General features: G+C 68.5%; 12 protein-coding genes. 7 read left to right on the top strand and 5 right to left on the bottom strand.

Features of this window, described 5'->3' with window-relative positions:
* Positions 1 to 88: 88 nt before the first annotated feature.
* Positions 89 to 904, bottom strand: coding sequence for a MerR family transcriptional regulator (locus tag ACWELQ_RS05735; protein WP_452395868.1), 816 nt, complete (start codon positions 902 to 904; stop codon positions 89 to 91).
* 205 nt (positions 905 to 1109) lie between these two features.
* Here ACWELQ_RS05735 and ACWELQ_RS05730 point away from each other — a divergent pair, with 205 nt between their 5' ends.
* Positions 1110 to 1661, top strand: coding sequence for a Uma2 family endonuclease (locus ACWELQ_RS05730; protein ID WP_452395867.1), 552 nt, complete (start codon positions 1110 to 1112; stop codon positions 1659 to 1661).
* A 54-nt stretch (positions 1662 to 1715) separates the two neighbouring features.
* Here the strand turns inward: ACWELQ_RS05730 and gatB are convergent, their stop codons facing one another.
* The 4 genes from gatB to ACWELQ_RS05710 all read right to left on the bottom strand — a co-directional run bounded on the left by gatB (position 1716) and on the right by ACWELQ_RS05710 (position 6958).
* Positions 1716 to 3230 (bottom strand): Asp-tRNA(Asn)/Glu-tRNA(Gln) amidotransferase subunit GatB, encoded by a 1515-nt coding sequence (gene gatB / locus ACWELQ_RS05725; protein ID WP_452395866.1) that lies wholly within the window; start codon positions 3228 to 3230, stop codon positions 1716 to 1718.
* A gap of 80 nt (positions 3231 to 3310) precedes the next feature.
* Positions 3311 to 5812, bottom strand: a complete 2502-nt coding sequence (locus tag ACWELQ_RS05720) for an ABC transporter permease (protein ID WP_452395865.1) — start codon at positions 5810 to 5812, stop codon at positions 3311 to 3313.
* Positions 5809 to 6585 carry an ABC transporter ATP-binding protein gene (locus tag ACWELQ_RS05715; RefSeq protein ID WP_452395864.1) on the bottom strand — a complete coding sequence of 259 codons (777 nt, stop codon included), beginning with the start codon at positions 6583 to 6585 and terminating at the stop codon, positions 5809 to 5811. The genes ACWELQ_RS05720 and ACWELQ_RS05715 overlap by 4 nt, the downstream gene beginning before the upstream one ends.
* A 40-nt stretch (positions 6586 to 6625) precedes the next feature.
* Complete coding sequence (locus ACWELQ_RS05710; RefSeq protein ID WP_452395863.1) at positions 6626 to 6958, bottom strand: hypothetical protein; 333 nt, start codon at positions 6956 to 6958, stop codon at positions 6626 to 6628.
* A 186-nt stretch (positions 6959 to 7144) separates the two neighbouring features.
* Between ACWELQ_RS05710 and ACWELQ_RS05705 the strand changes: the two genes are divergently transcribed.
* From ACWELQ_RS05705 to ACWELQ_RS05680, 6 genes are all read left to right on the top strand, one after another.
* Positions 7145 to 8467: a sensor histidine kinase gene (locus ACWELQ_RS05705; protein WP_452395862.1), complete on the top strand. Its 1323-nt coding sequence runs from the start codon at positions 7145 to 7147 to the stop codon at positions 8465 to 8467.
* Positions 8464 to 9150, top strand: coding sequence for a response regulator (locus ACWELQ_RS05700; RefSeq protein WP_452395861.1), 687 nt, complete (start codon positions 8464 to 8466; stop codon positions 9148 to 9150). The genes ACWELQ_RS05705 and ACWELQ_RS05700 overlap by 4 nt, the downstream gene beginning before the upstream one ends.
* Before the next feature lie 58 nt (positions 9151 to 9208).
* The gene (locus ACWELQ_RS05695) at positions 9209 to 11068 is read left to right on the top strand and encodes a serine/threonine-protein kinase (protein ID WP_452395860.1); all 1860 of its coding nucleotides are present in this window, start codon (positions 9209 to 9211) and stop codon (positions 11066 to 11068) included.
* On the top strand, positions 11058 to 12011 hold the full coding sequence (locus ACWELQ_RS05690; RefSeq protein ID WP_452395859.1) for a hypothetical protein: 954 nt from the start codon (positions 11058 to 11060) through the stop codon (positions 12009 to 12011). The genes ACWELQ_RS05695 and ACWELQ_RS05690 overlap by 11 nt, the downstream gene beginning before the upstream one ends.
* A 76-nt stretch (positions 12012 to 12087) precedes the next feature.
* Positions 12088 to 12981 carry a hypothetical protein gene (locus ACWELQ_RS05685; RefSeq protein WP_452395858.1) on the top strand — a complete coding sequence of 298 codons (894 nt, stop codon included), beginning with the start codon at positions 12088 to 12090 and terminating at the stop codon, positions 12979 to 12981.
* A 111-nt stretch (positions 12982 to 13092) separates the two neighbouring features.
* Positions 13093 to 14124, top strand: coding sequence for an ATP-dependent 6-phosphofructokinase (locus ACWELQ_RS05680; RefSeq protein ID WP_452395857.1), 1032 nt, complete (start codon positions 13093 to 13095; stop codon positions 14122 to 14124).
* Positions 14125 to 14333: the final 209 nt, after the last annotated feature.

Below are 14333 nucleotides of genomic sequence, written 5' to 3'. Positions count from 1 at the left end.
GGTTCAGCGGCTTTGAATCTCGCGGATGTGGTCACCTCGATCACCGCGAACATCACCTACCTGCTGCACTCCTGGGGCAGCGCGTAGGTCACTCGACCGGCATCTGCAGTTCGACGACCCACTCGTCGGACGTGGGATCGCCGGGAGCCGCGAGGTAGACCTCACGAATGGGAGCGTTGGGCTTGTAGGCGTTTTCGTCGGCCCAGCGCCCCATGGCCTCGAAGGCCACGCACAACTCCGTCAGCTTCCCGCGATGCGCGAGCGTGGCCGCGCGCGGCACCTCGGGCAACAGCAGCAGCTCGAACGGGCTGCCGGGGGCGGCGGTACCGGTCACCTGGTGCGCGACGTGCACGCGCAGACCCTCTTGCAGCTCTTCGTAATACACGATGGGCGGGCCGCTGATGGTGAGTCCGGACTCCGGAATCGCCTGCGCCATGCGGGCATACAGCTGCTCGATGATCGGGCCGACGGCGGCCTCGCCGGATTCGGCGGCGATATCGGTCAATTCAGCCACCAGGGTGGCCGACAGCGGCTTCACGATGATTTCCTGCTCGGGCATGACACCCTCACTTTCGATACGCAGGAGCCTCGCCTCGACGGATGCGAGTCGCGCGGAATCCGCGGCGACCTGATTGGCCAGCTGCGCGCGACGCAGCTGCAACATGCCGTGCAGGCGTTCCGCGGACAGCTGCCCGTCGAGCATCTCGGCCACCTGTTGCAAGGTGAAGCCGAGATCCTTCAACGCGACGATCCGGTTGAGTCGAGCGAGCTGATCGGCTTGGTAGAACCGATAACCCGTCCACTCGTCCACCTCGCACGGTGGCAGCAAACCGATCTCGTCGTAGTGGCGCAGCATCCGCACGGACACCGATCCGAACCTGGCGAAGTCTCCAATACTGAACATGACGCCCTCCACGTTCGGACCTCACACGGTGTGAGGGTCAAGGACCGATCGCGCCGGGAGATTACTCCTGTGCTCGCGGCCCGTCGGCCACGGCGGCGAAACATTCGGCAATGGCCCCTGGCGGACGGTGCGCAAACGTGCGCAAGGCCGCGTAAACCGCAGGTGATGCCGCCCAAACGCACAATGATCCCGGTACTGTGAGGCCATGACAGAGGCCGGGCTGCGCTATCACTGGTCCCGCGAGGAATTCGTGCGGGCCTGGGAAGCCGGGGCCTTCGACCACAAAGCGGAGCTTGTCGAGGGGGAGGTCTGGCCGGTGGTCATCGGCTCCTGGCATGGCGACACGGTGAGCGAAGTCGTGGGTGCGCTGCGTCACCCCGGCGTACGCGTCTCGACATCGACCCTGCCGACGGCGGAATCGCTACCGGATCCGGATTGCTGGGTACGTCACGCCGCAGCGGAACCGGTCGGCAAGATCGGTTCGCGCCTGGCGATTTGGAGCCCCAAAGATGTTCTGCTGGTGGTCGAGGTGTCCAACGAAACGGTTCTTCAGGATCTGAGTGTCAAGGCGAAGCTTTACGGTCGGGCTGGTTACGACGTGTACTGGGTGGTCACGAAGGACACGATCTACGAACACACCGAGCCCATTCCCAGCGGCTATCGACTGCAGACGAAGTATCAATCCGGCGACATGATTCCGATCCGATTCGCCGACACCATGATTGCGGTCGATTCGGTATTGCATCCGGACGAGTGACGACGCCGATGGCGCACGGCAGATGCCGTGCGCCACAGGTTGTTCCGGGTGCGATCAGCCCTCCACGCCGCAGGCCGCGAGGACGAGTTCGCGGACGCGGGCGGCGTCGGCCTGGCCGCGGGTGGCCTTCATGACGTCGCCGACGACCTTGCCCGCGGCCTGGATCTTGCCGGAGCGGATCTTCTCGGCGATGTCGGGGTTGGCGGCGAGGGCCTTCTCGACCTCGGTCTGGAGGGCGGAGTCGTCGGAGACCATGCCGAGGCCCTTGGCCTCGACGATGGCGGCGGGTTCGCCCTCGCCCGCGAGGACGAAGTCGACGACCTGCTTGGCGACCTTGTTGTTGATGGTCTTGGCCTCGACCAGACCGGCCACCTCGGCGACCTGCTTCGGGGTGATGGCGAGGTCTTCGAGGGAAACCTCGTTCTCCTTGGCCTTTTCGGTGAGGTAGGCGACCCACCAGGAGCGCGCGGCGTCGACCGAGGCACCGGCGTCGACGGTGGCGATGATCAGGTCCAGGGCGCCGGCGTTGACCAGGTCGCGGAACACCTCGTCGGACAGGCCCCAGTCGGACTGGATGCGAGCGCGACGCAGCCACGGGTACTCGGGGATGGTGCCGCGCAGTTCCTCGACCCAGGCGGCGTCGGGGGCGACCGGCTCGAGGTCGGGCTCCGGGAAGTAGCGGTAATCCTCGGCGGTCTCCTTGATGCGACCGGAGGAGGTGGTGCCGTCGGTCTCGTGGAAGTGGCGGGTCTCCATGAGGATCTCGCCGCCCTGCGACAGCACCACGGCCTGCCGCCGCATCTCGAAGCGCACCGCGACCTCGACGCTCTTGAGCGAGTTCACGTTCTTGGTCTCGGTGCGGGTGCCGAATTCCTTGGCACCCTTGGGCATCAGCGAGACGTTGACGTCGCAGCGCATCGAGCCCTGCTCCATCTTCACGTCGGAGACGTCGAGCGACTTGAGCACCTCGCGCAGCGCGGTCACGTACGCGCGCGCCACCTCGGGGGCCCGCTCGCCCGCGCCCTCGATGGTCTTGGTGACGATCTCGATGAGCGGCACACCGGCGCGGTTGTAGTCGAGCAGCGAGTGCGAGGCGCCGTGGATGCGCCCGGTCGCGCCACCGACGTGCAGCGACTTGCCGGTGTCCTCCTCCATGTGCGCGCGCTCGATCTCGACGCGGAAGATCTCCCCGTCGTCGAGCACCACATCGAGGTAGCCGTTGGTGGCGATCGGCTCGTCGTACTGGCTGATCTGGTAGTTCTTGGGCTGGTCCGGGTAGAAGTAGTTCTTGCGCGCGAACCGCCCCCACGGGGTGATGGAGCAGTTCAGCGCGAGCCCGATGCGGATCGCGGACTCGACCGCCTTCTCGTTCACCACCGGCAGCGAACCCGGCAGACCCAGGCACACCGGGCACACCTGGGTGTTGGGCTCGGCGCCGAATTCGGTCGGGCAGCCGCAGAACATCTTGGTCGCGGTGCCCAGCTCGACGTGTACCTCCATGCCCAGCACCGGTTCGTACCGGTCGATGACATCGGAGTAGTCCATCAAGTCCACGGTCGCTGCGCTCATGCGCACCATCCTATTAGTGCCCGGTCCGACCGCCGCGACGGCGGTCGGACCGGGCGAGCTGGGCAGCCCGGGCAACTCGATCAGTCGATCGCGATGGCTTCCACGATGGGCAGCCGGGCCGCGCGCAGAGCGGGCGGAATGGCTCCCAGCAGGGACAGTACGAGCGCGATGACCGCGTAGGCCACCAGCAGCGGGCTGGCGTGATACGGGATGTCCATGGCGATGGCGTGGCCGAGGGCGAAGGTGGACAGGTAGTGCACCGCCGAGCCGACCGCCAGACCCAGCAGCGCGCCGGTCACCCCGATGCCCGCCGCCTCGGTGAGCACCGTGCGCAGCAGGAACTTTCGACTCGTGCCCATGGCCCGCAGTACCCCGAGTTCACGGCGGCGGTCGAGCACCGACAGCATCAGGGTGTTGAGCAGCGCGACGGCCGAGACCAGGACCACGATCCAGAGGATGGCGGCACTGATCGCGGTGCCCTGCTGGACACTCGACGAAATCGCGGTCACCGCTTGGCGTCCGGTATCGACGTGGATGTCGGCGGGCACGGCGGCACGGACGGCCGCCATCACCGCGGCATGGTCCGCGCCGGGCGCGAAATCGAGACCGAGGATCGTCTCACCAGGGCGCTGATACCACTGCCGCATGATGTCCAGGTCCATCAGGACCACGCCCGCGACGGCCGAGAAGTACGGCACCACTTTCAGGACCGTGACCTGATGCTCACCGGTCGGAGTCGGCAGGGTCAGCGGCGAGCCCTCGTGCACGCCGAGCGTGCGGGCCACGTCGCGGGAGATGACGATGCCGGTACCGGCGGCCATTTGCGCCAGTTCCGTGGGGCTCACGCCGTCGAGTGCCTGGGTGCGCGCGACGGCGACGCCGCTCTCGTAGGCCTGCAGCATCACTCGGCCTCGGCCGAGAGTGGCGAAAGCCATTTGCGACGAACCGACTCCGGCCACGCCGGGGATGGCGCGCAGCTTGTCCTTCAGATCCGCGGGCAGCAGCGGACCGGTCGGGAACTGCTCCATGGAGGTCGGGCTCACGAAGATATCGGTGCGCGCCAGGCCCTCGAAGCTGTCGGTGGCAGCGGAGACCATATTGCGGCTGGCATTGCCGATGGCCACGATGGCGGTCACCCCGATCATGACGGTCATGACCGTGGCCCAGACCCGGCGCGGAGCGCGTTCGACCGTGGTCGCGCCCAATGCGCCGGGCGCACCGAACAGGCGGGCCACCCCGGCGACGGCGCGCACGATGGGCTCGGTGGCCGCGAAGCACAGGAATACCGCGCCCGCGATGGACAGCGAGACGGCCGTGATGGACAGCTTGCCGAGGTCGGCGCGGGCGACCACGATCGCGCCCACCACCAGAATCAGCCCGAGAGCCGCTGCGCCCCAACGCAGCAGCGGCCGCACCTGGTCGGCCGCGCCGACGCCGACCGGGGCCAGCGCCTCGATCGGCGCGACCTTGTACACCTGCCGCGCGGCAATGGCCGCCGCCGCGACGCTGGCCAGCACACAGGCCAGGACCGCCACCGGCACCGCGTATCCGGGCACCTCGTATTCGGTGCGCGACTCCACGGAGTTCATGATCGCGGCGGGCAGCTGGCTGATCGCGGCGCGGCCCATGAAGATTCCGATGATCGACCCGATGATGCCGCCCCACAGCCCGAGCAGCGCCGCCTCGGTGATCAGGTCGCGCACCATCGGTGTGCGCTTGCCGCCCATGGCCCGCAGCAGCGACAGCGTCGGACGGCGTTGCGCCACGGCCATACTCATCGCGTTGTAGATGAGGAACGAGGAGACGATGAGCGCCGAGGCCGAGGAGGCGAGCGTCGAATACCGCACCAGCGTGACCGCCCCGCCCGCCTGCGCGGTGCGCAGATCCGGGTCGGCGACCACGGCGTGCCCGTCCACCGCCTTCGTGATGTCCGAACGTAGTTGCCCCACATCGGTGTTCGGTGCGGCGACGATCTGGATCGAGTCCAGGTGCCCGACCCGGTCGGTGATCTTCTGCGCCACCGGCAGCAAGGCGATCACGAGATGTCCGCCGTTGATCTTGGCGGCGGCCCCGTCGTCGATCACACCGGCGACCGTCGCGGTCACCGTGCCGAGCTGGAACTTGTCACCTTCCTTGTGTCCCATGGCCGGACCCACCAGCACCCCGTTGGACACCGTGAGCAGCTTGTTCGCCTTGTCCTTCAGAGTGCCGGCGAGATCACTGCCCAGCTGCGCCACCGACGCGTCCGCGCCGATCAGCAGCGCCCGATTGTCGTCCGCGCCGATGGCCTGCCGCAGCATCGGCACCGCCGTGCCGACCCCGTTCACGGCGCGAATCTGTTGCAGCAGCGTCTGATCGAAGCCCGCGTCGGTGACGCCGCTGACCTCCAGCGCGGCGTTGCCGCCGAGGCTCTTGGCGAGCTTGTCCACCGAGCCGGTGATGGAGCCGGAGATGCTGAACACCGAAACCAGCAGTCCCGCGGAGACTCCCATCACGACCATGGCCATGAGGGTGCGCCCGCGGTGGGCGAGGAGTTCGCCGATATTGAACAGCCGCAGGCGATCCCAGGCCGCCCGGATCACGCGCGCACCGCCCCGGCGTCGTCGGCGGCGTCGGTGTCGGTCTCGATGGAGGCGCTGAGCTCCTCCGGCACGGTTCGCACCTCACCGTCGTCGGCGCGCTCGACCCGGTCGATGGACCCGATGTTCCCGTCGCGCAGGTTGATCACGCGATCGCAGTAGCGCACCGCACCCATGTCGTGGGTCACCATCACCACGGAGTTGCCCTCCTTGGTGATGTCGGCCAGCAACTGCAGGATCGAGGCCCCGGTCTTGGAATCCAGGTTGCCGGTGGGCTCGTCGGCCAGGATCAGCGGCGGATCCATGATGAGCGCCCGCGCCACCGCGACCCGCTGCATCTGGCCGCCGGACAGTTCGGCCGGGCGGTGCTCGGCGCGCTCGCTCAGCCCGACCAGGTCGAGCAGTTCCAGCGCGCGCGGCTTGGCCTTACGCAATCCGGTGCCGTCCAACAGTTTCGGGATGGCGACGTTCTCCCACGCGGTCAGGGTGGGCAGCAGGTTGAAGAACTGGAAGATGAAACCGACTTGGTGCCGCCGGAATTCGGATTGCCGGTCGTCGTCGAGGTCGCCGATCTCCTTGTCCTGGAATCGAATCGAGCCGGAATCCGGGGAATCCAGCGCGCCGAGCAGATGCAGCAGAGTGCTCTTGCCCGAACCGGAGGGTCCCACGATGGCGGTGAACTCCCCCGCGTCGATGCGCAGGCTGATTCCGTCCAGGGCGCGCACGGTCTGCTCGCCCACCCGGTATTCCTTGGTTACGTCGGTCAATTCCAGCATGGGTCTCTGTTCCCCTCGAAATCATTACCAGCGAGTAATATCAGCTGGCGAGCGCTCGCGCATGTGGACGGCGCAAATACAGGCGATCGGTGTCGTAGTTGTCGAGGATCGCGCGCAGCGCCGGTTGCTCGGTGGCGAGTTCCTGCCAGACCTGTGTCACCGATTTGCCTTGTGCCAGTGCGTGTTCCAGCTTGACGTTCAGGTGGTTCTCCCAGCGGTTGCGCAGCGCGAGCAGCACACCGTTCGGGCTGCCGAACAGCCGATCCAGCTCGGGTAGATCGTCGAACAACTTGGGATCGGCCGGATTTCGTGCCGCCCGGTCGAGGACGGCGTGCAGGATGTCGGTACGAGCGTGGAAATCAGCCCAGGACATGGCCTCAGCCTTTCGTCGAGCGCCCCTGCTTCGTGTGCGGGCGCTGATGCCGTTGTCCCAAAACTACGATCGCCCCGGAGTCCTGTCTTCGTGCCGCGGACGCGACTTGGCCTCCTACCCCGGTAGGAGAAGCACCCCTGCCGCCGGACGATGTACGGGACCCGACCCGACGGATAGCCTTACAGGATGAACGTGACCGACGCCACCCCTACGGTGATCGGGCAGGCGTTGCAGGAGTATCTGCGCGAGACCGGCAACCGCTGCCGACGCTTCGCGCGCAGCCCGATCGACGAGTACCGGCACTGGGTCGAGAGCACCGGTTTCGACTATCCGGTGTCGATGGTGGTCCTGGTGGACCTGATGATGATCGCGATCGGCTCGATCGCCTTCGCCCAGCGGATCGCCGCGGGGTATCCCCCGGCCGGGCTGGCCTTGACGGGACTGGTTCTCATCGCGATCACCGGGCCGCCGTGCGTGCTGCTCAACTTTCCGCCGCGGCCGGTGCTGCTGGCCGCGATCGCCATGGCGGCGGTGGCGCTGTTCCTGACCCAGCCGGTGCCGCTGGATGTCGCGCCCCTGATCCTGGTCGTCATCACCGGCGAGATCGCGGCCATCGTGCAGACTCCGGTCGGGACGGCCGTGGCCCTGGCCATGTTCGCCGAGCTGGCTCTGTTCCAATGGGCCGCGCGCATCGACGGATTCACCTGGTTCGCGCTCGGCATCCTGTTCGGCTGGTTCACCGGTCAGCTGCTCAACTATCAGCGCCGCTATCTGTATCAGGAGCGCGACTACCAGCACATCCGCGCCTTGCAGGCGGCCGGTGAGGAGCGGCGGCGCATCGCGCGCGAGGTGCACGACGTCATCGCCCACTCGCTGAGCGTCACGCTGCTGCACGTGACCGCCGCCCGGCACGCGCTGCAAACCGACCAGGATGTGGACGAGGCGGTCGACGCGCTGGCCGATGCCGAGCGGCTGGGCCGCCAGGCCATGGCCGATATCCGCCGCACGGTCGGCCTGCTCGACGGGCAGCCCGCCTCGCTGCGCCCCGAACCCGGCCTGGACGACATCGAGGATCTGGTCTCGGATTTCGTGCGCGCGGGCATGACCATCGACTTCCGCACGACGGGCAATCCCCACGAGGTCTCGGCCGGGCTGGGGCTGGCCGCCTACCGGATCTGCCAGGAATCGCTGGCCAATATCGCCAAGCACGCGCCGGGCGCGCGAGCCGAGCTGCGAATCACGCTGCACCCCAGGCATATCGATCTGGCAGTGACCAACACCCTGCCGCCCGGGGCGCTGGCCCGACCCGGCAACGGCATGGGCATCTCGGGCATGCGCCAGCGCCTCGCGGTGCTGGGCGGCACCCTCACCGCCGGACTCGAGGACGGCAGCTGGCAGGTGCGCGCCCGGATTCCGACCACCGGCCAGTTCCCGTGTCTCGCGGTGGCCGAACAAGGGCTGCGCAGCGTGCTGACGACCATGACCCACAAGCCCCAGGAGAGTGTGTGATCGACCGTTCGGACGAGGAGTTGATCGGCGTCCTCGTCGTCGACGATCAGGAACTGGTGCGCGGCGGTCTGCGCCGAATCCTGCGTCGCCGCGACGGATTCCTGATCAGCGAGGCCGCGGACGGCGACGAGGTGCCCGCGGCGGTGGACGCCCACCGCCCCGACGTGGTGCTGATGGATCTGCGGATGAAACGCATCGGCGGCATCGAGGCCACCCGCACCCTGCGCACCCGCGCCGACGCGCCCCCGGTGCTGGTGCTGACCACCTTCGACGACGATCAGCTGCTCTCGGGCGCGATCCGGGCGGGCGCGGCGGGATTCATTCTCAAGGACTCCCCCGCCGAGGATCTGATCCGCGCGGTGCGCACGGTGGCCACTGGCGGCTCCTGGCTGGACCCGACCGTCACCCCGCGTGTCCTGACGACCTACCGTTCGGCGCGTCCCACTCCCGCGCCGGGCGGTAACCGGCTGGCGGAGCTGACCGTTCGCGAGCTCGAGGTGCTCGAACTCATCGGCAGAGGCCGCCTCAACGCTGAGATCGCGAGCACATTGGGTATCTCGGAGGTAACGGTGAAGAGCCACGTGGGACATATCTTCGGGAAGCTTGGGTTACGCGACCGTTCGGCGGCCATCGTCTTTGCGTTTGACCACGGCGTAGTGGCACCGGGAGAATCCACCCCCTAGAGGGGTGGGTCGCGGGTTCTCGTCTGCTTCCCTCCCGATGAGTTGGAGGTTGGACGGGGTGGATGCACCGCCATCGCGGGCCGGAAGCAGGTTCGGGCCGTACGAATTGCGCTCGCTGCTGGGCAGGGGCGGCATGGGTGAGGTCTACGAGGCCTACGACACCTCCAAGGATCGGGTGGTAGCCCTCAAGCTGCTGCCCGGGGAGCTCGCCGAGGATCCGGCCTACCAGGAGCGGTTCCGCCGCGAATCGCAGGCGGCGGCGCGGCTGGCGGAACCGCACATCATCCCGATCCACGACTGGGGTGAGATCGGCGGTCAGCTCTACATCGACATGCGGCTGGTGCGCGGTCAGGACCTGCGTTCACTGCTGGACATGTACGGGCCGATGCCGCCGTTGCGCGTGGTCGGGATCATCGAGCAGATCGCGGCGGCGCTGGACGCGGCGCACTACTCGGGGCTGGTGCACCGGGACGTGAAACCCGCGAACATCCTTGTGACTGATGCAGATTTCGCATATCTCGCGGATTTCGGCATCGCGCGCGCCGAGGGCGACGCCACCATCACCATGGCGGGCACGGCCGTCGGCTCCTACGCCTACATGGCTCCCGAGCGCTTCGACTCCGGGCCGGTCTCCGGTCGCGCGGACATCTACTCGCTGGGCTGCGTGCTGCACGAATGTCTCACCGGCGAGCGGCCTTTCCCGACCCAGAACATGAGTGCGCTGGTGCGCGCGCACCTGTCCGAGCCGCCGCCCGCGGCGAGCATGCTGCGTCCCGGGATTCCGCCCGCGCTGGACGGCGTGGTGGCGAAGGCGCTGGCGAAGGATCCGAACGCGCGGTTCTTCACCGCGGGCGAATTCGCCCGGGCCGCGCGGATGGCGCTGGCCGGTGGCCGGATCGCGCCGCCACCGCAGCCGCCGCGTCCGGGTGGCCGGACGGTGCCGCCGGGTCCGCCGCTGGGGCCGCCGCCGTTCGGGCCGCCGACCACGGTGTTGCCGAACCAGGGCGGAGCGAATCAGGGTGGGCCGAATCAGGGCGGACCCAATCAAGGAATGCCGACCGGTCGGAACTCCGAACCGACGCTGCTGCAACCCAACTCACCCGCGCCGCGCCCGCCGGGCCCGCCCGCCGCGCCCCGGCTGACCACAGCCACCGGCTCCATCCCGGCCTACATCACCGGCTCCTTTCCGGCCGCCGAGGAACCCTCGCCCACCGGCGACCTGCCGGTCATCACGCCCTCGGATCCGACCCGGGTGCGGGTCAGCGACTTCCACTTCACGCCGCTGCCGCCCGAGGCCCAGGAACACGCCGCCTGGGGCCACGCGCAAGCCGCCCAGCAGGACTTTCCCTACGCTCCCGCACCGGATCCCGCGTTGTACCCGACCGCCGAGCACGCCATTGTCACGGGCCCGGCCTTCGAGCACCGCAAGCGCCGCCGGGGCAAGTCGGTGGCGCTGCCGGTGGTCATCGGCGTGCTGGTGATCGCGGTGGCCGCCATCGCCGGCGCGGTGGGCTGGCAAGTCCTCGACGGCTCCGGCAACGAAGCACCCATATCGACGGCAGCACAGGGTGTTCCGGGGACCACCGCGCCGCGCTCGCAATCGGCGGGCCCGACGGCGGTGACCACCACGGCTCCCACCACGGTGCAGTTGCCGGCGGGAGCGACGCCCTGTCCGCCGACGTACGGGACGCTCGGCGGTTACGCCTCCTCCGCGGTCGGAAACAGCGGGACGTCCTGTCCTTTCGCGGAAGTGGTTCGCCAAGCCTATGCCGACGCGACTTCGGCGCGGCCGGGTGCGACGGTTAGTGTGAATGCAGTGAGCCCGGTGACGGGCCGGTCTTACACGATGAACTGCACGGCTGCAGGCAAATTGGTGACCTGTACCGGCGGTGAGAACGCGGTGGTGTATGTCTACTGATCCAAATCCGGCCTGTCGCAAGGGGTTTGTGCGCGGGCTGGCCTTGGCGGCCGTCTTGGCCGTGTCCGGTTGCGGCGTGAACCTCGGTGCGGCGCATCATGCTTCGGCGCAGGCCGACGAGATCAAACCGGTGGGCGACAGTTCCGAGCTGCAATCCCCGAACATGGTCGCGCCCGGGTTGCCGGAATTGTTCGGGCTGCCGAAATCCGTGGCTTTCGCAGCGGATTTCGCAGATCTGCGCACCGCGCTCGACGGCCGGGTCGGCATCGCCGTCATGCCCGTCGGCGGCGGCGACGTGACCCAGCTCGGCGACTGGACCACCGGCATCGCCTGGTCCACCATCAAGGTCCCCCTCGCGCTGGCCGCGCTGCGGCACGATCCGGACGGCATGCGCTCCACCGCCGAGGCCGCCATCACCTTCTCCGACAACGATGCGGCACAGCAACTCTGGACCTCCCTGGGCAATGGCAGCCAGGCCGCCGACGCGGTCGAGTCGGTGCTGCGCGAGGCCGGTGACACCACCACCGACGTCGCCGCCCGCCACACCAAACTGGCCGCCCTGGAATCCGATGATCTGCTCGCCTTCGGCGCGACCGACTGGTCGCTGGCCGATCAGGTGCATTTCGCCTCCAAGCTGCCGTGCCTGCCGCGCGCCAATTCCGTTGTCTCGCTGATGAGCGAGATCACCCCCAGCCAGAGCTGGGGCCTGGGCCGGTTGGTCGGCGCGGAATTCAAGGGCGGCTGGGGTCCCGACGACGACACCGGCAAATACACCGTCCGTCAATTCGGCCTCATCCCCACGCTGAACGGACCGGTGGCGGTGGCGCTGGCGGCCGAACCCGCGTCCGGCAGTTTCGACGACGCCACCGACATGATGGACAAGCTGGCCCTGCTGGTCGGCGACCATCTGCCCGACCTACGCGGCGGACTCTGCTCGCACTAGCCGCAATTGACCCGGCCTAGGTGTGTCCGCTAGGAACAGGGAACGCACCGGCAGCCGGGGCAGAGGGAGGTTCGGTGTGAAAACGCGTTGGCGCGGACGACACTTCGCGCACGGGTGCGTCGCACTGACCTCGCTGGTCACGGCACTGACGCTGGTGACCGGTTGCTCCAGCAAGCCGGTTCTGGTGCCGGACAAGACATCCGCCGCGGCCGCGCCCACCAACACCATCCCGGCTACGGTGATGGCGCTGCCCGGCACGCTGGCCTGGGACTTCAACACCACGCTCGCGCCGACGCTGGCGGGCAAGGTGGGTTTGGCGGTGCTGCCCGTCGGCGGCGACAAGGTGGTGGCGCTCGGGGATTGGACCTCGGGGCCCGGCTGGTCGACCATGAAGGTCCCGTTGACGCTGGCCGCGCTGCGCAAGAATCCGGGCAATCAGGTGGCGGCCGTCAATGCCATCGAGTACTCCGACAACACGGCGGCCGACACCCTCTGGCAGTCGCTCGGCAGCCCGGAGGTCGCGGCACAGACCGTGCAGGACGTGCTGCGCGAGGGCGGCGACAGCGAGACCACCGTGCCCGCCACCCGGGCCCGGCCCGACTACTCCGCCTTCGGGCAGGCCGACTGGTCGCTGGCCAATCAGCTCAAATTCACCGCGAAACTGCCGTGCCTGCCGCAATCCGACGTGGTGACCTCGCTCATGGGCAAGGTCAGTTCGGGCCAGCGCTGGGGGCTGGGCACCCTCGACGGCGCGGTCTTCAAGGGCGGCTGGGGACCGGATCCCAGCGGGAACTACCTGGTCAGGCAGTTGGGGCTGCTGCCCGTCGCGGGTGGGCAGATCGCCATTGCCATTGCCACCCAGCCCAATTCCGGCTCCTTCGACGACGGCACCGCGATCCTCACCAAGATCGCCACGTTGATCGGCAAACACCTCGACGAACTCCAGGGCGCGGGCTGCCCCGCCGCGTAGCGGCAAGTCGGCACCGCATAGCGGCAAGTCGGCACCGCGGGCGGCAGTTGTAACCAGCGCTTCACGGGGGTGGAGCCCACCGAGCGCGGCGTTCAGGGCAAGATGGGCACCATGCGCATCGGAGTCTTGACCGGAGGCGGAGACTGCCCTGGCCTGAATGCCGTCATCCGTGCTGTCGTTCGTACCGCGAACGGCCGCTGGGGGGATGCGATCGTCGGCTTCCAGGACGGGTGGCGCGGGCTACTCGAGGACCGCAAGATCCAGATCCTCAACAACGACCGCACCGACCGCCTGCTCACCAAGGGCGGCACCATCCTCGGCACCGCCCGCACCAATCCGGATGTGCTGCGCGCCGGGCTGCCCCGCATCAAGCAGACCCTCGACGACAACGGCATCGACGCACTCATCCCGATCGGCGGCGAGGGCACCCTGACCGCCGCCTCCTGGCTGGCCGACGAGGGCGTGCCCGTAGTGGGCGTGCCCAAGACCATCGACAACGACATCGACTGCACCGACACCACCTTCGGCCACGACACCGCCGTGGCCATCGCCACCGAGGCCATCGACCGGCTGCACACCACCGCGGAATCGCATCAGCGCGTCATGCTGGTCGAGGTGATGGGGCGGCACGCCGGCTGGATCGCCATCAACTCCGGCATCGCCTCCGGCGCGCACCTGACCCTGGTGCCCGAGGTGCCGTTCGACGTGGACGAGGTCTGCGCCATGGTGAAACGGCGCTTCCAGCGCGGGGATTCGCACTTCATCTGCGTGGTGGCCGAGGGCGCGCACCCGGACCCCAAGTCCATGAGCCTGCGCGACGGCGGCATCGACGAGTTCGGGCATGTCCGATTCACCGGTGTGGCACAGCAGCTCGCGCCCGAGATCGAGCGCCGCATCGGCAAGGAGGTCCGCGTCACCGTGCTCGGGCACGTCCAGCGCGGCGGCACCCCGACCCCGTTCGACCGGGTGCTGGCAACACGTTTCGGCGTGCACGCGGCAGAAGCCGTGCACGCCGGGCAATTCGGACAAATGGTTTCGCTGAAGGGCAGCGAGATCGAACTGGTCCCGCTCTCGGAAGCGACCAAGCAGCTCAAGCTGGTCCCGCCGGACCGCTACCGGGAAGCCGCCGCCTTCTTCGGCTGAGCCGGAACAAGCTGCCGCCCAAGCCCCGACGACACGGCCCCCGCCACTTCGGCGGGGGCCGTTCGCATTTCCACCGCCCTCGCCCACCTGGCGGGGCCACCCCGGTCATCCCGGCGGCCGCCCTCGTCATCCCGGGGAGTTGAACGGCCGGGCGTGGAAGTGGCCGGGGCGGATGCTCACTCGCGGTGCTGGGCGTAGTGGCGGGCGGC

The organism is Nocardia sp. NPDC004722, from assembly GCF_053601505.1.
Note: the sequence above shows the minus strand (reverse complement) of the source record. Positions and strands in the feature narration are given on the sequence as shown.